Origin of the sequence: Shewanella piezotolerans WP3, assembly GCF_000014885.1 — a bacterium.
Lineage (GTDB): Bacteria > Pseudomonadota > Gammaproteobacteria > Enterobacterales > Shewanellaceae > Shewanella > Shewanella piezotolerans.
On the sequence record NC_011566.1, the window covers coordinates 3,354,233 to 3,376,115 of the forward strand.

Genomic DNA, 21,883 nt, shown 5'->3' on the forward strand with positions numbered 1-21,883 from the left:
TGATTAACCAAACCAGCCGTATTGTTGTGAAAGCAGTTTAAGACTCATGGCCACTGACATAGTCACGACCAGTGGCTTGATGATTTTCGTCCCTTTAGTCACCACCATCTTAGAGCCTAGCGTCGCGCCAATGGCTTGACCAATAAGCATGATAGCGCCTAATAACCAAAAAACCTTTCCGCCGATAGCAAAGAAGATCAGCGATGCGATATTGGTCGAGAAATTTAAAACCTTGGCATGGGCAGTGGCTTTTGCTAGGCCAAAGCCAGCTAGAGATACAAAGGCTAAGGCAAAGAAACTGCCTGTTCCTGGCCCAAAAAAGCCATCATACAAGCCCACACCGAATGCGGCGGTAAAACCAAAGAGAGTCGGTGTCATCACCCTATGTCTATCCTCTTCACTTATCTTTTTCGAGAAAAGAAAGTACCCGCCGATCGCTAAGATCAAAAATGGCAAAAGGGTTTCTAAGAAGGCGGTATCTACCATCTGCACAGCTATGGTACCCAGTGCTGAACCGAGAAACGCACAGCCAATGGCGAGTTTCATTTCACCAAGTTTCACCATCCCCTTACGAATGAAATAAAGACTGGCAAAAAAACTTCCCCCACAGGCCTGTAACTTATTCGTGGCAAGCGCTGCCGTAGGCGGTAAACCAGCCCACATCAAAGCAGGTATCGTGAGCAATCCACCACCACCTGCGATCGCGTCGATAAAGCCAGCTAATACAGCGACTGCAAACAGAAGTGCGATAAGTTCATAGGTGATTTCAAATGCCATAGATGTTTCTCAAATTGATGAGTGCTTAAAGTGAGGGTATTAAACGCTATTTGCACAACTTGCACAAAGGAGTTATCGTACTATTAATGTGAGATAAACTCACACTAGTTTTTAAGGCCTTAATAAATGTACTCCCATCTTCCACCACTTAATTCGCTGCGTGCATTCGAATCTGCAGCCAGACTTATGAGCTTTACTCTTGCGAGTAAGGAATTATTTGTCACCCATGGTGCTGTTAGTAAGCAAGTAAAAATATTGGAGGAGTATGTCGGCACACCACTATTTATTCGCCAACATCGTAGCCTAAAACTCACTGGTGAGGGAGAGCTGTATTTCGCCAGTGTTCAATCTGCATTGCAAACGATAAACAGTGCGACCGCTGATTTAATCGTTAAGCCGTTACAGACTCAATCATTGGCAATTAACGTATTGCCTAGCTTAACGATTAGCTGGCTTATTCCCAGAATGGAGGAATTTAAGTCACGCTTTCCACACCTATATGTTGATCTCTCAATTGGTGACTTCGAGGTTGACTTCACCAATGCCAAATACGATATCGCTATTCGAAGTGCGACATCTACGCCTAAAGGCGCAAATGTGATGAAACTAATGGATGAGGATCTATGCCTCGTATGCTCACCAGAAATAAGCACAAGGCTTACCTCTCTAGAGTCAATCAACCAAATGACGCTACTGAAACATACGACTCGCCCAGACCTTTGGCAAGTCTGGGCTGATGATGTGGGCATAAAATTGACGACCGAAAATAAGTTTGGTGTAGAGCACTTCTATATGTTGAGCCAAGCCGCTGCGAGTGGGATGGGAGTCGCTCTTATTCCACGATTTTTTATTGAAAATGAACTAAAAAGCGGCAAGCTGGTTATTCCCTTTGAAGCAAAATATACCAGCCCTTACAGCTATTACCTTTTAACGCCAAATTCGAGAAATCGTTCGTTAAAAGTGCAATCTTTTATAGATTGGTTATTAGAGTTATTTAGCCCCTATCGGAAAAAGTAGGCCTTTATAACCAGTAAAAGACCTACAATTTGATAATTGATAAACCACGATATTTGGATTTAGTAAACATACTAGACGGGTAGAGGCTAGAGATCCTCTTCTAGAAGATCAAACAGCTCTAGATAGCTCATACCAGGTTGAATACTGATCTCAAAACGTACCACTTTTTGGCACACATCATAGAGCGCTTCACCGAACCATTCTCTATCAAATGCATCAAGTGCTTGAATAATTCCCGTCTGACCAAGATCGCCTTTTAAACTACCTGGAGTCAATGCATCGATAAAGCTTGCAACTAGGCCATAAAGATCCTTCTCTGCTTGCCCTTCAACCTCCCACAGCGTTGGGTCTGCATACTGACTCGCATAATGGCTCGCAGCGATATCAAGACCAATACCAAAGTTAACCAAAATGGCTTTATTGGGGTTACAGATGATGTTCTTAGGACAAATTGCACCATGATAGATGTCCATTTGATGCATATACTGCAAACCTGTGATTAGCTGCGTAAACCACCTTATTGGCTGACCTAGCTTTATATCGTTGAGCTCATCAATAGACACCCCATATTCCCAAGCTCTAGCAATAAATAACTCTTCACTTTGTGGCAATTGGCCGAAACCGAGTACTCTTTCAATATGAGGATGATATACCTTAGCTAGGCTTCGATAGATATTACTTAACATCGGCCAGGTTGCTTCAACACTACTGTATATTGATACGCCGCACTGATACTGACCTTGCAGATGCTTTGCACGCCAAAACTGGCTAGTTTGGGTGGCTGCAATAAATTGTTCTAACACAAAGTGATGATCAATAACCGCACCTTTTGTCACTGCTATTTTTTCAGGTACTGTGTCGCAAACCCCCAGATCAATCAACGCAGAAAGATCGCACCTAAGTGCGTCTAAATCTGTGGTTTCGCCTGCGATGGCTGCCCGATACCATTGATACACTCGAGGTTGCTTAGTTTGTTCTGCAATGGCTAAAAATCCTTGCGCATAGGCTTTAATATCATGACTAACGCTTAATGTATCTTTGATATCGATAAATTCAACATCTCCCATATCAGAGACAAAGACACAATTGCTCGTCCAGCCCCCAACCGTATAACCTCTACGATGGATTTGCTGCAAGCCAGATACGCTTCGACGCAGTATTTCGAGTAATTGATAAGTGGTCATTTGTGCTGACTCGAGCACATTAAGCGGTACACCACGTGGCATACGGATAGGAAGTACTAACTGCTCACCATCTTGGATCAAAGGCGCACAGTATGGCACACCACTACAACCAGACAATGACTGTAAACGTTGAAACTCAGTTCTTAATTGCGCTTCGTGTTTTTGTGACTCGTCACTGTCTTCAAATTGAGTTGGGATCAGCACTTTTAACAGCCAAGGAGCCGTCCACTCTCCTGGATTATACTCTGCTTGCCAAACTTCTAACCCACTTTGAATAAACAGGCATTTTAGTTTGGTAAAATCTTGAATTTTATTATTTCGTTGCTCAACTATCGCCACTTGCCCGATAGTTTCCAGTACCAGTTCCTTTTGGGTATCAGTAACTTGGTGCTTTCTTGGTGCGGTCAGCCCCCACTCTTTGGTAAGCGCGGCAACTATCTGCTTAGGCGTGTAGATACTTAATGAACCTTGGTGTTTTTCAAGCTCAATCTCTTCACCCTTGCGACCCGTAATAAACACCATACCTTGACACCAAGGCGCATAAACGCCGACAGGGATCTTATGTTTGACGTTACCTGCCAACACACGCGCAACATAGTTAGCTTTAGCTAAACTGTTATCAACCTCTCGTCCATCAAGGGACCATGCATGCAACCCTGCATCTAATCGGCCTATATAACCTTTAACATCGACCACATAAACGCCCCACTCACCAATTACGAGTGCATCAACTTCCATTGCTTGGCCCGATTTAGTCGGGATCTCAACATTGGTCAATAAAATATAGTCTTCTGGAAGTTCATCGGCCAACAGGGAGAATGCCCAACGTTCGGCATCATTTACCGGTGTTCCAAAGCTAATCATTCTTGCCATTCTTATCTCCTTCAGTGGCAATTATATTATCTTCAACATTCTCAACGTCTGGACACAAAAAAGCCACTTATTTAAGTGGCCCTTTTTAAAACTAATATCTTGCGCTTAATTTATACGCAATTTAATGTTTACAGTCATCGCTGCATTCATGGTCATCTTCGGCGAACTCATCGTCGCCCTCTTGATGCTGCATCACACCCCAGCCATCAGTCACACCACCAAACTCTTGTGCAAACTCATGTAGGCTAAGCTCTTGCTCTACAATCGTATCGTAGGCAGGGATCATATTCAGACATACGATCAATTCCCACTTACCAGAGTCATCATTCAATAGAAGTTCGATCTCGCCTTCTAAGTCTGATTTACCTAACTCTTCAATCGCAGACTCGGCATCGCGTTGATCTTCAAATACCAAGAAAAAATCAACATCAAGTGCAACGGATAGATCGATACCTGCATTGGCCATCGCTTCAAGCATTTTGCCGTTATCATCATCTGGAAATTGCATATTACCCTCTATTCGCTATTAAGACGCTGCAATAATCTGCACAGATTCACCGTTAAAGCTTATCACTTCACCAGCAATCACTTTTTTACGTTTACGGGTTTCAACTTCACCGTTTACCGTAACCATTCCTTCAGAGATAACGTGCTTGGCTTCTCCGCCACCACCTATCATCCCTTGTACTTTAAGTACCTTGTATAACTCTATGTATTCTTCGCCTGACTTCAATGCCAGCGTTGGAGTATCTGAACTCACAGTAATTCGCCTTTAAATGCTAAACTGACCGCATTATAACACTCTATTGAGAAACGACCTGAACGCTTTTTGTTAGATCACACTCTTTCTGAGACCAGCAAGCCGTACAACCGCTCGTCCAACCAGGTATCACCAACTTTCCAGTTCTCTCTCAAGAGACCTTCTTGGATGAAGCCACACTTATCAAGCACCTTAGTCGAGGCCACATTATCATAAGCACAATGAGCAATCAGTTTATGTGGCTTGTGCGCTAGACACACCCAATCAACTAAGGCGTTAAGTGCTTCACTAGCATAACCTTGACCATGAGCTCTGGTATGCAACATATAACCAACCTCTAATTGGCCCAATGCTTCACTGATATTATGTAGACTAATAAAGCCTACAAATAAGTGTTGATGAACGTCTTCTATCAGCAGCAATAATGTATCGTCTTCAGCTAATTGATTCGGTTTGATAATACGCTCGAACTTTTGTCGTATTTCCGATTCAGGTTGAGGTTTACGCACATACTTATTCAACTCTTCGCTTGAGTGCGTATAGAGAAAATTGTCCCAGTCGCTGGCAACAACAGTCCTTAACCTAAGTCTATCGGTATACAGTTCGAGCATAATTCGTCCTACTTAAATCAAAAACAAACAAACGGCTAATTAGCCTCTGCTTGTTACTTCTAATAAGTGATATCCAAACTGAGTCTTAACAGGACCTTGAACTTCATTTAAAGGCGCGCTAAACACAACTTCGTCGAATTCTTTTACCATCATACCTGGGCCAAATGAACCTAGATCGCCGCCTTGAGCTGAAGATGGGCAAGAAGAATTAGCTTTTGCTACATCAGCAAAATCAGCACCAGCTATGATCTGTTGTTTTAGCTCTTCACATTTTTCTTCTGTTTCTACGAGTAAGTGTCTTGCAGTTGCTTGTACCATGAAATAACTCCTCTAAAATAAAAATTTATTGCCAATTAGACAAAATAAAACCCAGCCAGTATATACCATATATTAACGGTATAGCCCAGCCGGGCTGTCAAACAATCGACGGCTACTTTTGACTAGCAATCCATTCGTTCACTTTTAGTTCCATCACTTCCATTGGCAGTGAACCAGAAGTGAGTATTTGATCATGAAATGCCTTCAGATCAAATTTATCACCTAAGGCTTGTTCCGCTTGCGCTCGAAGAGAAAGGATCTTTAACTGACCAACCTTATAGGATAAAGCTTGACCAGGAATAGCCATGTAACGTTCTACTTCAGCAATGATGTCCGACTCAGCCATAGGAGAGTTATCCATCATGTACTGAATCGCTTGTTCACGAGTCCAGCCCTTTGCGTGTAACCCTGTGTCTACAACCAGACGCATTGCACGTAGCATCTCATCCGATAACTTCCCAAAGTACTGATATGGATCTTCAAAAAGTCCCATTTCAATACCTAAGTATTCAGCATACAAAGCCCACCCCTCTTCAAAGGCGGTGTAGTTACCAAAACGTTGAAATTCAGGAACACCGGTTAGCTCTTGCTTAATCGCAATTTGGAAATGATGCCCGGGAGCAGCTTCGTGCAATGACAAAGTCGTCATCCCCCACTTTGGCTGCGCTTTTAGATTATAGGTATTGATATAGAAGACGCCAGGACGTGAACCATCAACAGCAGGTGACTCATATGATGCACCAGCTGCTGATTGTTCTCTGAAACTCTCTACAGGCTTTACAACATAATCAGCTTTAGGCATAACATTAAAGTATTTAGGTAACTCAGCATTTATTTTATCTTTTAACACCATATAACCATCTACAAGGCCTTGGCGATCGTCAAAGAAATATTGAGGCTCAGAAGAAAGCGATGCAAAGAAATCGGTCAAATCACCTTTAAAGCCAACCTGCTGACGAACCTTGTCCATTTCAGACAGTATTCGGGCGACCTCATCCAGTCCGATTTTATGGATCTCATCGACAGGCATAGTGGTCGTTGTGTGAGTATTTGCTAAATGTTGATACCAAACTTTACCATTAGGTAGCCCCCACCAACCATCACTCGCTCGGGCTGATTTAAGATATGTGTTTTGAAAGTAGTCTCTAAGTTCAGTCAATCCAGGTAGCAATTTATCAGCGATTAGCTTTGTGTACTCTTCCGTTAACGTCGCTTTTTCTTCGGCAGAAAAGGACGCGGGCATTAACGTAATTGGCGTGTAAAACAGGCTTTTCTCAGGGTTAGTCACTAGCTGTGCAGATAACTGCGGAATAATCCTATCAACGAGGACTCTAGGCAACACAACTTTGCTCTCAATGCCTTCATTCATACGCACTTGTGCTTGCTTCATCCACTCAATAAAGCCCAAGAGACGTTTCTCCCAGTTACGATAGTCTTCTACCGTTTTAAATGGTTGTGCGCTTTCACCGCTCCCCAACTGAACCATACTAATCACAGTGCTATAAAACTGGTTCATCGGCATAAAGTGGTTCGGAAAAGTTTCATCAGCTAGGGCGACATTACGATCATAAGTAAACATGTCATAACTTAATCTAAGATCTGCAGGTAACTGACTGCGATCTAACTTTTTAACTTCAGCCAAGTAGCGCTTATTTAAATTGTGACGCTTAGTAAGGTACTCGTCTGACAAGCCATCACCGAATTGGTCATTGAAATCATTAACGCCAACAAAAGTTGCATAGATTGGCTCAAGTTCTAGTTGGTCTTTGAAAAATTTATCGACTAATAATAGATACTCTTGCTCCACGGTCTGCTCTTGGCTGGCAGCAGGAGTTTTTACTGTATCTACTTCATTTAATTGACTGTTTGATTTATCACCACAACCTGTCATAGCAAGTGCCATGCTGATGGACAATGCGACTATCGCCTTTTTCATTCCAAATCTTCCTTTTATTCAATGTAAGTGAGCGATCTTTTCTATACTTAACCATAAGTCGTATAGGAGTGACTCATGATTTACTCTTTTAGTAATTCTGGTTTTAGAGATCCTGAAACTGGCGTATATAACCAAACCTATTTCATGGAAGTATTTAATCGTGAATGGCATCGCCATATACGCGACCACCAAAGTCTGGCCTTATTGTATCTATGCCCGCACATTCATGAAACTATTTCCCAACCTCAATTGTTAGAATTATTCATGAAGCAAGTTCAACAGGCGTTAATGCGCACCACAGATCTGCTCGCTAGGATAAATAATCAATCATTTGCGCTAGCTATTTTCGAAACAGATATTAATGGTGCCAAGGTAGTTATTGAGCGTGTAGAACATAACATAGCCGACTTCAATAAAACCTATCAAAGCCAAGCGCATACGGAAATATCCTATGAGCTAAATGGTTGTATCTGTCTGCCTTCAGCCAATAAATACCCAGAAACACTCTTTGAAACAGTCGAACAGCAAAGCCTCAGCATGCGTGATAATCACTCTAGAGCAGGTCAACTCATTAAACTTTGAGTCCTGCGCTGCGCTTCGACATGTGCATATAAGCTGTATTTTCTTCTGGTTCATTTATTGCAGAAATAAAAAAAGCCTCTATAAAGAGGCTTTTTTTCACTCGTTAAAGCTAAAGCGTTACGTTATGAACACGTGCTTTTTCTTTAATGTAAGAGATATAGCTTTTAGCTGCACGACCTGTTTTCTTGTCGTTTGCCGCAAGCTTGGCATACTTGTATGCGCTCTTATACTGCTTTAAGTTAAGGTAAGCGAGTGCAAGTTCAAACTGAACTTCACCTGGGCTCTTAACGCCAGCATCAAGTGCTTTCTTAAGTGCTGTAATTGCAGGTTTGCTTTTTCCATCCAAAGACAAAATACGTCCTTGGCGAAGGTAAAGCTTACCATCATTATCTATAGCAGCAGCTTTACCGTAAGTCGCAGCAGCCTCTTTCAGCTCCTTCGCGTTATGGTAAAAACCAGCCAAGATAGTCAGCGTTTTCTCATCTTCTTTAACTAAACCTGACTTCATATGCTTAGCGTAGATTTGAGCAGCACGGTATGGCGAACCATTCTGTGCTAACAACTGGGTTAAACGTTGAATGTTCCCCGCAGTTTCCAAAAACCCATTCTTGTAAGCTAAGTCATAAGTCGCTAACGACTTAGTGAAGTCTTCAGTCATAAGATAGAACTGAGCGAGCTGAACCCATAGGCGCTTATCGTCTTGAAACAACGGCACCATGGTCTCTAGAACTTTAACAGCTTGCTTATAGTTCTTCTTGTTGAAATAAGCAGTCAGCTTCATCTGATATAAACCTTTATCAGGTTTTTCAGTAATAGCTAGACCTTTATCTGCAACTTTAAGTACTTCATCCCACTGCTTTTGTTCAGAATGAGCAATACCGATACGACGATAGACTTGTGCGTCTTCCTTACAAGTAAACTCCATCCAGTTGTAATAAGCTGGAATTGATTCCTTAAACTTCTTCTCTTGAATCAAGAGATCAGCATAAAGCCTTTGAGTTCCTGCATGGTCAACACCGCCTAAAATATTGGCATCAACAGCTGTTTTTAGATACTTAACAGCGGTTTTCATCTGACCTTTTTCAGCGTAAAAATTACCTAACATTCTCGCGACATATGCTTTATCAAAATCACTTTTAGCGTTTGCTTCCAGTAATATAGCAAGTGCTTCGTCAAGATTGCCTTCGGTATAGGCATCAAAAGATTTCTGAACTTTTTTAGCAACACTTTGACCTACAGCTTTAGATTTACGCTTATCTATCGGGCATTTCTCTGCTGCTGATACAGCAGGCACGACAGCAAGGCTTCCGCCTAGAGTAAGCAATAAGGCGGCTGCGATAGTAGTAACTTTACGCATAACTATCTTCCTCCTTTATCTAAAGTGAAATCGAGTTGAACAGTCTGACCTGGTACCCTTTGCGCTTTACCATCAATAATTCTAGGCTTGTATTTCCACTTTTTAAGTGCTCTACGAGCTTCTTTATCAAAGATACGCTTAGGTTGAGCTTTAATGACTTTTACGTCTTCAACACCACCAAGTTCGTTAATAGTAAAGCTTAGCTGTACCCAGCCTTCTTTACCATCACGGGCTGCTGCAATTGGATACTGAGGTTCGATTCGTACGATAGGCGTAGCATCGCCATCACGTGTCATCATGTTACCCAGTTTAAATCCAGTATTAGCACCACCAGCATCTACTCCACCCATGTTAAATGACATATTTGTATCTATGTCAGATGAACTATCTGGTGGCGTAGTATCCGGCTTTGGCGGCTGCTCTGGGGGCGTAGGCGGTTTAGGCTTAACCCTTGGCTTTTTCTGCGCTGATGCATCATCTTTGTTCATGGTGATTTCAATGACAGGTGTTTCTGTCGAGGAATCGTGGCGGGTTGGACCGCCACCTACCAAAAATGCCATGAAGACAAACAAAGCAAAAGTCACAGCACCACCAATAATGAATGATACTATTCCTCTCAGCATATTATTCGTTCCCCGCCGATACAGATATCTTATCGATACCCGCAGCTTTAACGTTATCCAGAACCTTAACCACTAAACCATGTTTAGCTTCTTGGTCTGCTTGAATTAATACTGCAGCCTCAGGTGCTTCTGCAAGCATACGTTCTACGTTTGCAGTTACACGCTCGATATCAACTTGACGGTTTTCCATCATGATGACACCTGTCTTGCTCACACCAATAAAGATGTTAGCAGAAGGCTTCTTAGTCGCTTGTGACGCTTCAGGCTTGTTATAGTCAAGGCCTGATGGCTTTACAAACGAGGTTGTTACAATAAAGAAGATCAGCATGATAAACACGATGTCGAGCATCGGTGTCATATCAATCTCAGCTTCTTCGTCTACGCTTGAATGCTTTCTACGTGCCATGTTCAATCTCTCTCTAGTGGTGAGGCATGCTGTCTTTTAGCTTTGCTAAACTGATTTTCATTTTTGCATCAAGGCGAGTACTAAAGAATACTCCCGATAATGCTGCAACCATTCCCGCCATTGTCGGCATGGTTGCCATTGAAATACCAGCTGCCATCATACGAGCATTACTCGTCCCATGAACTGCCATCACATCGAATACTGAAATCATACCGGTTACGGTACCTAGTAGACCTATCATAGGACAGATCGCTACTAGCGTTTTGATTAACAGCATACGTGCGGTTAAATCTTGCTTCGCTTGGGATACCCAAGCTTCACGGATGCGGTGAGCATACCAAGAGGTTGAATCCTCTCGTGCTTCCCATGCGCTAATGATTGCTTTGTGCTCTTTTGGTGATATCCAATTTAGATACCAGTAGCGTTCAAGCATCAATACCCACATGACAAACAATACAGCCGCAACCAGCCAGAGGACGTCGCCCCCGGAGGCCATGAAGCCCCTGACGGAATCCCAGATATCCATCAGGAATAACATTAGGCTTTCCTCTTCTCAGCGTGTGAAGCAACAATACCCGCACTTTGCTCTTCTAGAACTTGTACGATTGACTTGCTACGTGCAATTACAACTGCGTGCATAAGCATTAGCGGCAGTGCAGCAACTAGACCCTGTACAGTAGTCATAAGCGCCATAGAGATACCACCAGCCATTAGCTTAGGATCGCCCGTACCGAACAACTGAATGCTTTGGAAGGTTGCAATCATACCTGTTACGGTACCAAGTAGACCCATCATAGGAGCGATAGCCGCTAGGACCTTAATAATAGAGATACGAGTTTCAAGCGCTGGCGTTTCTTTTAGAATTGCTTCATCAAGTTTCAGCTCTAGCGTTTCAACATCAACATCTTTGTTGTCTTGGTAAGCTTTAAGTACACGACCTAATGCATTGTTACCTGGGTTGTCAACATTTTTACGTTGTGCATTCACTTTAGCACCAACAACACCAAGAGTAATTAAACGCTCGATAGAGATTAGAGCACCAAGGATAAGTAGACCGATAATGATGTAACCGATTGTTCCACCCGCTTCGATACGCTCTTCAATTGTAGCTTTCTGCGTAAAGATATTTAGTAGAACACCTTTAACAGGGTCAATATATAGCTTAGCAGTGCCTGAAGTAGTTCCTTCGAACTTAGCTACTGGGCTTACTTGGTAACCGTCAGGCTGCTGTGATAGCTCCTGAACTAGGCCTAGATCAGCGTTATAAACAACGTACTTACCATCAGCTAGTAGGTTGAAAGGACCAACACGAGTAATCGTAGTATTAGTCACGCTACCGTCGATGCCTGTAACTGAACCGTCAAACTTTACAACTTTTCCAGACTCAGCCATTTCAAACAGCTGCTCTTCCCAGAAACGCTCTAGTTCGTCAATTTTAGGTAGTTGCTTACGAGCACCAAGGTCAGCAATAAATACGTCACGACCAGGATACTGTGCAGAGATGTTTGAGCCGCCTAGCTTACCAGCGAAATCACCAGCATCACCTTTAACAACACCAAACATCTCACCCAAGTCACCTTGAGCAGTTTTCAAGTCTTCTTCTAACTGGCCAATTTTACGCTCATTGTCCAAGAAAGCTTGATTTAAGTCTTTACCGCGTTGACGCTCTGCAGCTAAAGCATTTTTCTCACGCTTTAACAGTGCAGCTTTATCGCCACGCTCGTTTTTGAACTCTTGTTCACGCTTTGCGTTAGTCTTAGATGCATTCGCACGGTCAACTTTAACTTGATTAAGTAGTTGATCGATTGTTTTTGGTGCATCAGCAGCGCTAGCAAAACCTGCAGTTAACGTCAGGCTCGCAGCAACGATTGCTGTAGTAATTAACTTCTTCATTATTGTGCAGCCTCCGCAGCAGGAATTGGTAACGAGAATAGATCCGGAGCACCCTGTTTACGTGCAATACGGATACCTTTAGTTAGTTCACGTAGATAGCTATCATCTAATGCGTCCCAACCTTTTGTTTCATCGTTATACATCCAAGCAGCCTTTCCGTCTAAGCTTTGTGCATATAGAGCAACACGACCTAGGTTGAAGAAGTCAACAAGCACTTCTTTACCGTCAAGCTCTAACTGACCAGTTTTAACTGCTACGAAACTGCCGTACTCACGCTCAATGGAGTATGCATCTAGAATTAGACGATACTTTTCAGCAAGTGTTACTTCAGCGCTATTAAGAAGGTTCTTAAGATTTTGAACACGCTCTACACGTGTTTCAGTGTTAAATGGCAGATCAAGAGCGACAAACTGCTCTAATGCATCAACCATCTTAAACATCAATGGCACAACGCCTTGACGTAATGCATCAACACCGTTGATGTCATCTTGAATAGATTTCATGGTAGCTTCTTGGTCTGCAACCAAGCCTGCTACATAATCGTTATAAGATTTTAGTGACTCACGCTCGTCAGCAACTGAACCGTACTCGAACAACATGTCCTGAGCTTGGTCAAAATACTTATCAACTTTCTTCTGAGACGTTGCCGCTTCAGCGTGAATTTTACTGTCTGCTTTCTGAACATCAGAAAGAGGATCGGCAATCACTAAGTTACTGCCTGCTAGGGCTAGTGCGCCTATTAGCGCTGTAGCGATTTTTGTTTTATTGCTTACCTTGGACATAGTTCCCAACCAATTTGAAGTGATTAAAAAAGCTTTAACTTATCGACAACAGGGTGCGTACGCTTATTTTAGCTTTAGTTCCCAGTGCCTAAGCTCGTCTTTCTATTGTGATTGTTAATTATTATCTTCCCTTTTCTACACCTTCGAGGGTGTAGACCCGCTGGCATCATTTCACAAAATGTTGACCTGTGTCAACATTTGGAACTGGCTAAAACTGTCTAAAAAGAACCTTAAAGGATGTAAAATAGTCAAAAGGGACTTTTTTTGAAATCTTATGTAATCGACATTCTAATTTTACGGTAACAAAATAAAGAAATGGCTTCATAATGGGTTGTTATATAAAGAAATAGATTTGAGGACGAAAACCCACTAAATTAACAAACTTGCAACAATATTTTACACAGAGAGCCATAGATAAAACGTGAACCTGTCCCAAATCAGCCTAAAAAGTAACATTTAGGCTGATTTGGGTAATTGAATGTCTCGTATGACTAGGAGTTAAAGGTGTTTAATAGAGGCTTGGAGGTCTCTGAACGAGTTGGATTAAAATTTGTTTTCGTGCTACGACGTGGTCTTACCACTTAAGCCCTAAAAAGACTCTTCAACAGGCGTTCTAACTTTTCTAGATTAGGATTGGATAATCGCCAAATATCACTTTGTACAAATGCAGCTTAGTCTGCCGCTAAGCAATATCGTCTTCCTCAATTTAATGTGAGATATCTAACTGACTTACGGTTCTTAAGCCTCCATTTAGAGTCCATTAATTATATCCCTTAGTATCAGCACATCACTCAGTGCTTACCTCATCATTTTCAGCCGAATGATTTCATTACATATAATTAGCACTAAACATTAATTTTTGCTCCTTGCTAGGCTTTAACACGTCACGTAGTTAATTTTATACCTATCGGCCTCACTTTGGCTTTTAGCAGCTTTAAAGCTCATCTAGCTAACCCGGAATTGATAACGTTCAAACACTAGATATTGCTAATAGGCAGGTATTCAAAAAGATAATTTCTTGGAGTTTTATAAGCTAATAAGCTTACTATTTTTTACTTGGACTACATCCGTCCTTCTTGACTAGCTTTAGTAGGAATTATTTGAGTACTAGCTTTGGTAAATACTCATCTATAGCGGTGTTAAACAAATTAAATTGATTTGAAAAATTATGTAACGCTTGGAAGGTACATCGCCTCCGCCGGACGTGAGGTACCTTCATGTCAAATACAAGCAAAAAAAAGCCAGTAACATAAAGCTACTGGCTTTTAAAACGTTATCACTCTAGTCAGAACTCAACGAGAGTAATTACGTCTATGATTACATGTAGTATCTAATACCGATTGAGATGCCGTCATCTTCAGAGAATTCCATTGCTGCTTGTTGTGCTTTATCTGAGCTAGTGAAATCACTGAAGTCCTTACGGCCTTCTAGGTACAACATTGTGTTGTCATCCCATACATAATGTAAACCAACAAGTAAGAATTGGCGTTTAAATACATCACCGTTGTATGCATTACCATACTCATCGCCAGCTTCCAAAATGTTGTAACCAACCAGTGGACGTAGACCGTTATCAAACTTATAAGAGAATAGAGATTCCATACCCCATGCTTCAGGGATATAACGGTTCAAGTTATCGGTGTCATGGTACTCTTGTTTGTTCACGTTGACTGCACCGTAGAACCCTTTGCCGTTGAACTCACCCCAAGTCGCACCAGCACCAAAAATAAGGTCGGTTTCACTCACAGTGTTGCCTGTTAGGTATGTTGCTTCAAACTCACCAACGTTAGCACCCGCAGTAAGGATAAGGTCTTCTGTTACGTTGTAAGTAGCAGATGCACCATAAGTGTTATTGTATTCTACTGTTGCGATCTTGTTTTGAGTAGGAACAGCTGTGCCGTCACTAAAACCTGGGAAATTATCGCCTTCAAATAGATCAAAGCTGTCTTGCTTTAGCTGTGCTTGTACAGCAAAGCTAAAATCACCGAATGCATTACGATACTGAACTGTTTTATCACCACGTCCTGTACCGTTTATTGCGCCATCTGCTTTATTTAGCGTATAAGTACCAGACGTATTACCATCCCAAGTATTCACAAGGTTAGTATTGTAAACCACGTCATACCATGCGCCCCACTGCTTACCGAAGGTTAATGAACCGTAGGTATCATGCGCTAAACCGACATAACCTAAACGAGTGCTTAGGAAATCATTGCTCTCTGAGGTAAATTCATTACCACCATTATTACTAGAGTTAGTGATAGAGCTATTACCTACTAGGTTAACGCCCCACTCAATTTTAGCAAATGTCTTCCAGCCTTCACCCATATCACGGGTGAAACCAAAATTAATACGTGAAGATCCATTTTCAACTTCTGTAGCACCTTGAGTATTGATCACTCGTGCATCAATCCAGCCACCGATTTCTACTGCGTTTTTATCATCTTTGTATACTTCGATTGCTGATGCTGTTGGTACAAAAATCACTGCGGCCAAAGCCGATGCTACTAAAGTCTTTTTCATGTAATGCCTAACCTTTAATTATGTTCAGTCTGCTTCATCAATATTTATTCCATTCCGTTGTTTTCTTTCTGTCCTAATTGCGAACGAGGTTAGCAAAAGATTAGCAATCACTCAAAGACGAACATCACAAAACTAGCCATGTTTTGCACTAAATTAACTAGAGAAACCACAACCAACAAAGGATTAAACCATTTGTTAACATTTAATCAGCAGCTCGTTAATAGCTCAGAACTTAAATTAACGTCATCTGATTTGATGTTACTTGGCTGAAACTTTTATTCATTATTGAAAGTATTGGTTCGGCAATAGGTCCTAACTGGCGATTAATGTAGTAATCAAAATCAATGGGAGATGTTTGGTGGGAAACAGGTTCTGCGCCTGATATTGTCATCACGTACTCTATTCTTGCTCCTCTTTTGGTCACGCTCTCATCATTGGTAGCGTCAAACAGTAATCTAGCTGCCTTTAAGTGTGGAGAAGACTTTGCGGTGTAGTCTTCAAGGTTACGCCTTAAATTCTTTACGAAGATCAGCTCCTCGCTATAGGCTCCTCGATTTAGTTTTTCAATCGTGGATTTAATGTAGCCCTCTACATCTTGATGATTGAACAGTCGCTCATACAGCTCATATTGCACACGTCTAGCTAAGGGAGACCAGTCACTTCTCACTTGCTCCATTCCTTTAAAAATCAACTCCTTCTCACCTTTAACGGTTAGCTTTGTACCGACGTAACGTTTTTTAGAACCTTCGGCTGAGCCTCGGAGCGTTGGCATAAAAAACTGTTCAAAATGGGTTTCAAACTCCAACTCAAGAAAACTCTCTAGTTTAAAGTCGTCGGTTAACTTTTGTCGCCATTGCTGATTAACTTTTGATGCTAAGCGTTTACCCGTCGCTTGCACCTGTTGTTCGTCATAATCATTACCCAACCACACAAAGGTCGAGTCAGTGTCACCATAAATAACTTCAAAGCCCTCCTCCTCTATCCAGCTCCGTGTCTGTTTCATTATTTCATGGCCACGCATTGTGATGGAACTTGCAAGCTTGGCATCATGAAATACACAGCCACGAGAGCCAAGCACCCCGTATAACGAATTCATGATAATTTTAATTGCTTGAGATAATGGAGCATCCTGGTTGGCTTTGGCCTGCTCTCTTTGCTCTGAAAGGTGCTTAATCAACTGCGGTAATATGGGGGTTTTACGACTAAAACTTGCACCTAAATAACCTGCTACTGTTTCAGAGTCATCTTCCTGCACCGACTCTACTAGGCCTTTAGGGTCGATGAGGAATGTGCGTATTATCGATGGATAAAGACTCTTAAAGTCTAACACCAAGATGTGCTTATATAAGCCTGGAACTGAATCCATTACATAACCGCCAGGGCTTTCAATACCATCACTGGCAGGAGTACTCGGCGCAACATAACCACTTCGATGTAAATGCGGTAAGTAGAGGTTCATGAATGCAGCCACAGAAGCTCCAACTCTCCCAAGTTCCAAGCCTGTCAACTTGGCTCTCTCGATAGCAAAATCAAACAACTGCGTTTTCTTAAATATATCCCATACCAATCGGCTCTCAGTTAGGTTGTAATGAGCTAAGGCAGGCTTATCATTGGCAAACAGGTCATTAATCTCATCCATTCTATTGCCAACATTGTCGATAGCTTTCCCTTCATCTAGCAATGTTCGCGAAACAAATTCCAGTGAATAGCGATCAAATTGGTAAAAAGCAGCTTTTAACCAATCAATGCCATCAAGCACAACTCGGCCATAAAGTGAGAGCGTCTCTGGTCGATATTTATCTTCGACTTTCCAAGATAGATTTTGGTTATTGCGTCCAATGGCCAGTGCTATGCCATGATGTTTAGCGCGGCGATATAGCAATGCTAAGTCAAATGTCACTACAGACCAGCCTATAATGATATCTGGATCGTATTCTTTAAACCAAGCGACAAGCTCATGGATCAATGCCACTTCATTGTTAACCCACTGAATATAATTAACCTCAACCTCTTGAGGCTGCCCTACCATTATCACTTTTTCAAATACGGCACCATTTTCCGTTTGGCCATATAAGCCAACAGAATAGAGTTCACCAGAAAAACTACATTCAAAATCAAGCGAGATGGCTTTAAGAGGCTGTACCAGCTCTGCTGGTCGAGCTTTTTTAGCGATAAACCTTGGCTCTATACCTTGTTTAGCATCCACATAATGACCAATAAATTCAGTATCTAAAGCGATAAAACGCTCGATGAGGAATCGATGTTCTGCCTTAATGTCACTTTCATACAGTTCTATGGCTTGGTCTTTAGCAACTCGAATCAAATTTCGTTGTTGCCTTATATCACTGCAGTAAAGTGCGCTAACGTTTTCGCGTTGGAAGTTTCTTAGCGGCAAACGCTTGCAGCGGATATTGCTAAGCTCTCGGTGCTCGCTGAGCAGCCCTTCATCAGTTGTTCGAATAAAGCAAACGTGCTCTTGCTCCGGAATTTCAACTATGACGGGGCCAGATGCGGTGGCGAGCACATATTCTAAACTTAATCCCGTTTTTTGCTGGGTGACGTGACGAGTTAGCACACGACCTTTCAATATCTGTGACGCACTAACAGTAGGATTCATGGCTAAAGACTCAATTAAATTCACGAATAATCACTTATCTCTTCTTAGGCTATGTAATCACTGTTATTATGTACAGCATTATTTACTGGACCAGTGCATTCATGTTATCCGCAGACGTTAAAACCCAGATCCGTACTATATATAAAGGCATCGCCTCGTCTCTGCCCAACTTTCGTTCTCGGCGAGAACAGAACTATATCGTCGCTGAGATCTCAAAAACACTTGCGGGGGAATACGATAAGCAGCGCCGAATAATAGTGGTAGAAGCTGGCACGGGTATTGGTAAGTCACTGGCTTATATTCTAGGAACAATCCCATTGGCATTAGCCAGTAAAAAAAAGGTCTGTATCGCAACTGCTACTGTGGCACTGCAAGAGCAGTTGCTACACAAAGACTTGCCCTTTTTCCTGCAGCACTCAGGGTTAGATTTTACCTTTGGTTTAGTCAAAGGGCGTCAGCGATATGTGTGTTTATCAAAGCTAGAGATGCTTGTTGGTCCAGACAACAGCTCCCAAATGGCAATGTGGCAATCCAAGCCCGATCAAAGCCAAGTCGATATGCTCGAAGGTCTACTTAAAGATTTTAAAGAGTCCCGATGGAATGGAGAACGCGATACACTCACGAAACCACTTCCTGATCATCTATGGCAGCAAATAGCTTGTGATAAACACAGCTGTCACAAACAACTTGCCAGCCATAGAAACTGCCCGTTTCATAAAGCCCGAGAAGATATCGACACTTGGGATGTTCTGATTGCTAACCACAGCTTATTGTTTGCAGATTTAGAACTCGGAGGAGGTGTTATTTTACCCGACCCTGAAGATCTTTACTATGTCATTGATGAAGCACATCACCTGCCTATCGTCGCTCGTGATTTTAGTAGTGCACAAGCCACAATTCGAGGCGCCAGCGATTGGCTGGAAAAGCTAACTAAAACGACATCGAAGCTGCAAAACCAGATTAAAAGCAATTATATTATTGCCCCAGCGCAAGCAATGCTGGACCATATTGGTGATATCAGTGGTTTACTAAATCAGGTCGCCCATTTTTGTGATGCTCAGGCCAAACAGTTCGATAACCCTGAAAATCGCTTTCGATTCGAACATGGTAAGTTGCCCCCAGCCTTGCTTATTCTCGCAGAAAACTTAGCCACAGCATCTAACGTTGCACTAAAACAGTTTAATAAAATGCTCGCCTTGCTCAATGAAGCGATAAAAGATGGTGATATCCCTAAACACCTATCAGAGGCATTACTGTCAGAAACAGGTTTTATGCTGCAGCGGATCGAAAATTTACAAAAGCTGTGGAGGATGATGGCCAAACAAGATAACCCTAAAGGCGCACCAATGGCTCGCTGGATAGAGCAGCTGACAGGGAAGCAATCAGATTATTTATTCAGTGCTTCACCAATTGAAGTCGGTTTTATGCTTGAGAACTTACTCTGGGATAAAGCTGCAGGGGTTGTACTTTGTAGCGCAACACTCAGAGCACTGAACAATTTTAATCATTTCACTCATCAAGTCGGTCTGTCTATTAATGATGGTAGCCGTTACCTTGCGCTCGACTCACCGTTTGACTTTGAACAAAATGCCACGCTGTTTCTACCACAAATGGACACTGAGCCAACTCATGACAACTATACCGATGAGCTGGCAAAACAGATTATTGCACTTGTTGAAGATGAGATGGCAAGCTTAGTGCTGTTTGCATCTTACTGGCAGATGGAAAAAGTGGCAGATCTAGTCGAAAATAAAATTAAAACGAACTTACTCATTCAAGGTACCTTGCCACGACAAGAGATCTTAAAGCGGCACAAAGCCCTTTGTGATGATACGAAACCAAGTATTATCTTTGGTACTGGCAGCTTCTCAGAGGGACTCGATCTACCCGGGGATTACTTAACAAACCTCATCATCACTAAACTGCCCTTTGCTGTGCCGACCTCCCCTGTAGAGCAAGCTCACTCAGAATATATTAAAATAAAAGGTGGAAACCCCTTTTTGCAACTCACAATCCCAGATGCTTCGCGCAAACTGGTACAAAGTTGTGGTAGATTACTCCGAAAAGAACAGGATTATGGCCGAATTTCTATTTTAGATAGACGCTTAGTGACCAAGCGTTATGGAAAATCTCTATTAGATGCCTTACCACCTTTTCGACGTGTTATTGAATAGGACAACGATTGGACTTAATACTAGACCCGAGTAGCTGGGCTTTACTGGCATTGATAGGGTTAATTGCAGGATTTATCGACGCGGTTGCTGGCGGCGGAGGACTGCTATCAATACCGGCTTTGCTTACCATGGGCGTACCTCCTCACATGGCGCTGGCTACCAATAAGCTGGCAGCGTGCTTTGGCTCATCAATGGCTGCATACACTTATTATAAGCAAAGGCTATTCTCTCCTAGCTTGTGGTATCACACATTTATAGCCACTTTTATCGGCGCAGTTATCGGTACATTTATTGTTTCGATAATCGATAACCGATGGCTAGAAAAGTGGTTACCGCTAATAATTATTGCTATTGCTATCTATACTCTTTTTCAGCCAAATGCCATGGGTTGCAAAAACTGTGACATTCCAGTGAAACCCAAAAGTAGGTTTAAGCAGTGGCTACAAGGTCTGCCACTTGGTTTCTACGACGGGTTTGCCGGGCCGGGGATTGGTGCGTTTTGGACAGTAACGAGTACCGGGATGCACAAACTGCCTTTGCTTTATAGCTTAGGGCTGGCTCGAGCGATGACCTTTACCAGTAACTTAACGTCACTCATCATCTTTTTTGTGATGGGACAAGTCAATATAAGTATTGGCCTAGCAATGGGAGTATGCATGATGATCGGCGCTTATATTGGCGCGCATTCTGCCATTAAATTTGGCCTCCCCTTTATTAGGCCTATTTTCGTCACCATGATTTTACTTATTGCAGCCCAGTTAGCTTGGAGTGCCTGGGTATGAATACCAATGAACTTATCAATAAACTCAAGCAACAGCTAAAACAGTTAGAACAAGATGTATTGCAGCACGATGTTCAGTTACCTGCTGGTCAGCGTAAAATGATGCAAGATGTTGAACGCTTTAACAATGAGCTCTTTATACAAGAAGGTGCTCAGCTCAAACCTTGTATCGAACAGCTCGCAAGAAGCATTGCTCAGCTACAACAGCTTATCAATGGCAAGCGTTCATTCCATACTATTATAACGAGCTGCGAAAAAATCCAAGATAGATTTAGCGCAGTACGCCGCGCGTTGGCAACCACCAATATCAACATAAAATCACTAGAGCAACAAAAGCGCACCCGTCGTGCTCATGCTATAAAACGAGGTGCCAAAGCACACCAGCAAAGTGGTTTTAGCTGGATAGCTTCAAATGTTATGCAAAATAGCCATCAACTGTATGAAGAACTTAACAAACATTTGAACTGGGCTAAAATTATTGAACAAAAAATTGAAAATTTGCAATCTTCGCTTGAAAACTGTCATAGTGCTGACAAAATCAAGCTACAGAATGAGATCCTTGCTCAGCACTCTCGCCTTGGCAAGTGCCGACAAGCTACTAGCTACATTGAAGATCGCATCCAATTGTTTGAGCGACCTTTCAAGAGCCAAAATCGTTAAAGGAGCTAC

Annotated in this window: 20 protein-coding genes; 5 read left to right on the forward strand and 15 right to left on the reverse strand. The window is 42.2% G+C overall.

Going from position 1 to position 21,883, the window contains the following annotated elements; all coding sequences use genetic code 11:
- Positions 1-3 precede the first annotated feature (3 nt).
- Positions 4-777: a TSUP family transporter gene (locus tag SWP_RS14295; protein ID WP_020913253.1), complete on the reverse strand. Its 774-nt coding sequence runs from the start codon at positions 775-777 to the stop codon at positions 4-6.
- Between the two features lie 126 nt (positions 778-903).
- On the opposite strand from SWP_RS14295, the gene gcvA reads away from it, so the two are divergent.
- Positions 904-1,794: a transcriptional regulator GcvA gene (gene gcvA, locus SWP_RS14300; RefSeq protein ID WP_020913254.1), complete on the forward strand. Its 891-nt coding sequence runs from the start codon at positions 904-906 to the stop codon at positions 1,792-1,794.
- An 86-nt stretch (positions 1,795-1,880) separates the two neighbouring features.
- Here gcvA and SWP_RS14305 read toward each other — a convergent pair whose 3' ends face one another.
- The 6 genes from SWP_RS14305 to SWP_RS14330 form a co-directional block, all read right to left on the reverse strand.
- Positions 1,881-3,851, reverse strand: coding sequence for an NERD domain-containing protein kinase family protein (locus SWP_RS14305; protein WP_020913255.1), 1,971 nt, complete (start codon positions 3,849-3,851; stop codon positions 1,881-1,883).
- Positions 3,852-3,972: 121 nt separating this feature from the next.
- Positions 3,973-4,359 carry a ribonuclease E inhibitor RraB gene (locus SWP_RS14310; RefSeq protein ID WP_020913256.1) on the reverse strand — a complete coding sequence of 129 codons (387 nt, stop codon included), beginning with the start codon at positions 4,357-4,359 and terminating at the stop codon, positions 3,973-3,975.
- An 18-nt stretch (positions 4,360-4,377) separates the two neighbouring features.
- Entirely contained in the window at positions 4,378-4,611 is a 234-nt protein-coding gene (locus SWP_RS14315; RefSeq protein ID WP_020913257.1) for an RNA-binding S4 domain-containing protein, read from the reverse strand.
- A gap of 77 nt (positions 4,612-4,688) precedes the next feature.
- Entirely contained in the window at positions 4,689-5,222 is a 534-nt protein-coding gene (locus SWP_RS14320) for a GNAT family N-acetyltransferase (RefSeq protein ID WP_020913258.1), read from the reverse strand.
- Between the two features lie 39 nt (positions 5,223-5,261).
- Positions 5,262-5,540, reverse strand: a complete 279-nt coding sequence (locus tag SWP_RS14325; protein ID WP_020913259.1) for a peptidylprolyl isomerase — start codon at positions 5,538-5,540, stop codon at positions 5,262-5,264.
- A gap of 112 nt (positions 5,541-5,652) precedes the next feature.
- Positions 5,653-7,476 (reverse strand): DUF885 domain-containing protein, encoded by a 1,824-nt coding sequence (locus SWP_RS14330; RefSeq protein WP_020913260.1) that lies wholly within the window; start codon positions 7,474-7,476, stop codon positions 5,653-5,655.
- Positions 7,477-7,551: 75 nt separating this feature from the next.
- On the opposite strand from SWP_RS14330, the gene SWP_RS14335 reads away from it, so the two are divergent.
- Positions 7,552-8,058 (forward strand): diguanylate cyclase domain-containing protein, encoded by a 507-nt coding sequence (locus SWP_RS14335; RefSeq protein WP_020913261.1) that lies wholly within the window; start codon positions 7,552-7,554, stop codon positions 8,056-8,058.
- Between the two features lie 109 nt (positions 8,059-8,167).
- On the opposite strand, the gene SWP_RS14340 is transcribed toward SWP_RS14335, so the two are convergent.
- The 8 genes from SWP_RS14340 to SWP_RS14375 form a co-directional block, all read right to left on the reverse strand.
- On the reverse strand, positions 8,168-9,415 hold the full coding sequence (locus SWP_RS14340; RefSeq protein ID WP_020913262.1) for a tetratricopeptide repeat protein: 1,248 nt from the start codon (positions 9,413-9,415) through the stop codon (positions 8,168-8,170).
- Positions 9,416-9,417: 2 nt separating this feature from the next.
- Entirely contained in the window at positions 9,418-10,038 is a 621-nt protein-coding gene (locus SWP_RS14345; protein WP_020913263.1) for an energy transducer TonB, read from the reverse strand.
- Position 10,039: 1 nt separating this feature from the next.
- The gene (locus SWP_RS14350; RefSeq protein WP_020913264.1) at positions 10,040-10,444 is read right to left on the reverse strand and encodes an ExbD/TolR family protein; all 405 of its coding nucleotides are present in this window, start codon (positions 10,442-10,444) and stop codon (positions 10,040-10,042) included.
- Between the two features lie 13 nt (positions 10,445-10,457).
- Positions 10,458-10,982, reverse strand: a complete 525-nt coding sequence (locus SWP_RS14355; protein ID WP_044555952.1) for a MotA/TolQ/ExbB proton channel family protein — start codon at positions 10,980-10,982, stop codon at positions 10,458-10,460.
- Positions 10,982-12,337: a MotA/TolQ/ExbB proton channel family protein gene (locus tag SWP_RS14360; RefSeq protein WP_020913266.1), complete on the reverse strand. Its 1,356-nt coding sequence runs from the start codon at positions 12,335-12,337 to the stop codon at positions 10,982-10,984. Before SWP_RS14360 ends, SWP_RS14355 begins: the two co-directional genes overlap by 1 nt.
- On the reverse strand, positions 12,337-13,119 hold the full coding sequence (locus SWP_RS14365; protein ID WP_044555953.1) for a DUF3450 domain-containing protein: 783 nt from the start codon (positions 13,117-13,119) through the stop codon (positions 12,337-12,339). Before SWP_RS14365 ends, SWP_RS14360 begins: the two co-directional genes overlap by 1 nt.
- Before the next feature lie 1,317 nt (positions 13,120-14,436).
- Positions 14,437-15,642 carry a porin gene (locus SWP_RS14370; protein ID WP_020913268.1) on the reverse strand — a complete coding sequence of 402 codons (1,206 nt, stop codon included), beginning with the start codon at positions 15,640-15,642 and terminating at the stop codon, positions 14,437-14,439.
- 232 nt (positions 15,643-15,874) lie between these two features.
- Positions 15,875-18,259 carry a DNA polymerase II gene (locus tag SWP_RS14375; protein WP_020913270.1) on the reverse strand — a complete coding sequence of 795 codons (2,385 nt, stop codon included), beginning with the start codon at positions 18,257-18,259 and terminating at the stop codon, positions 15,875-15,877.
- 101 nt (positions 18,260-18,360) lie between these two features.
- Between SWP_RS14375 and dinG the strand changes: the two genes are divergently transcribed.
- From dinG to SWP_RS14390, 3 genes are read left to right on the forward strand one after another with little or no spacing between them, the layout of a single operon-like run.
- Positions 18,361-20,433, forward strand: coding sequence for an ATP-dependent DNA helicase DinG (dinG, locus tag SWP_RS14380; RefSeq protein ID WP_044556464.1), 2,073 nt, complete (start codon positions 18,361-18,363; stop codon positions 20,431-20,433).
- Positions 20,434-20,441: 8 nt separating this feature from the next.
- On the forward strand, positions 20,442-21,215 hold the full coding sequence (locus SWP_RS14385) for a sulfite exporter TauE/SafE family protein (protein ID WP_020913272.1): 774 nt from the start codon (positions 20,442-20,444) through the stop codon (positions 21,213-21,215).
- Positions 21,212-21,874 (forward strand): primosomal replication protein, encoded by a 663-nt coding sequence (locus SWP_RS14390; protein WP_020913273.1) that lies wholly within the window; start codon positions 21,212-21,214, stop codon positions 21,872-21,874. The genes SWP_RS14385 and SWP_RS14390 overlap by 4 nt, the downstream gene beginning before the upstream one ends.
- The last annotated feature ends 9 nt before the right edge of the window (positions 21,875-21,883 follow it).

Bases quoted from the DNA above. Each gene is read 5' to 3' on its own strand.
- SWP_RS14305 (WP_020913255.1), bottom strand. From the start codon at position 3,851: ATGGCAAGAATGATTAGCTTTGGAACACCGGTAAATGATGCCGAACGT.
- SWP_RS14370 (WP_020913268.1), bottom strand. From the start codon at position 15,642: ATGAAAAAGACTTTAGTAGCATCGGCTTTGGCCGCAGTGATTTTTGTA.
- SWP_RS14340 (WP_020913262.1), bottom strand. From the start codon at position 9,415: ATGCGTAAAGTTACTACTATCGCAGCCGCCTTATTGCTTACTCTAGGC.
- SWP_RS14355 (WP_044555952.1), bottom strand. From the start codon at position 10,982: ATGTTATTCCTGATGGATATCTGGGATTCCGTCAGGGGCTTCATGGCC.
- SWP_RS14330 (WP_020913260.1), bottom strand. From the start codon at position 7,476: ATGAAAAAGGCGATAGTCGCATTGTCCATCAGCATGGCACTTGCTATG.
- SWP_RS14320 (WP_020913258.1), bottom strand. From the start codon at position 5,222: ATGCTCGAACTGTATACCGATAGACTTAGGTTAAGGACTGTTGTTGCC.
- SWP_RS14350 (WP_020913264.1), bottom strand. From the start codon at position 10,444: ATGGCACGTAGAAAGCATTCAAGCGTAGACGAAGAAGCTGAGATTGAT.
- gcvA (WP_020913254.1), top strand. From the start codon at position 904: ATGTACTCCCATCTTCCACCACTTAATTCGCTGCGTGCATTCGAATCT.
- SWP_RS14390 (WP_020913273.1), top strand. From the start codon at position 21,212: ATGAATACCAATGAACTTATCAATAAACTCAAGCAACAGCTAAAACAG.
- dinG (WP_044556464.1), top strand. From the start codon at position 18,361: ATGTTATCCGCAGACGTTAAAACCCAGATCCGTACTATATATAAAGGC.
- SWP_RS14310 (WP_020913256.1), bottom strand. From the start codon at position 4,359: ATGCAATTTCCAGATGATGATAACGGCAAAATGCTTGAAGCGATGGCC.
- SWP_RS14325 (WP_020913259.1), bottom strand. From the start codon at position 5,540: ATGGTACAAGCAACTGCAAGACACTTACTCGTAGAAACAGAAGAAAAA.
- SWP_RS14375 (WP_020913270.1), bottom strand. From the start codon at position 18,259: ATGAATCCTACTGTTAGTGCGTCACAGATATTGAAAGGTCGTGTGCTA.
- SWP_RS14295 (WP_020913253.1), bottom strand. From the start codon at position 777: ATGGCATTTGAAATCACCTATGAACTTATCGCACTTCTGTTTGCAGTC.
- SWP_RS14345 (WP_020913263.1), bottom strand. From the start codon at position 10,038: ATGCTGAGAGGAATAGTATCATTCATTATTGGTGGTGCTGTGACTTTT.
- SWP_RS14365 (WP_044555953.1), bottom strand. From the start codon at position 13,119: ATGTCCAAGGTAAGCAATAAAACAAAAATCGCTACAGCGCTAATAGGC.
- SWP_RS14360 (WP_020913266.1), bottom strand. From the start codon at position 12,337: ATGAAGAAGTTAATTACTACAGCAATCGTTGCTGCGAGCCTGACGTTA.
- SWP_RS14335 (WP_020913261.1), top strand. From the start codon at position 7,552: ATGATTTACTCTTTTAGTAATTCTGGTTTTAGAGATCCTGAAACTGGC.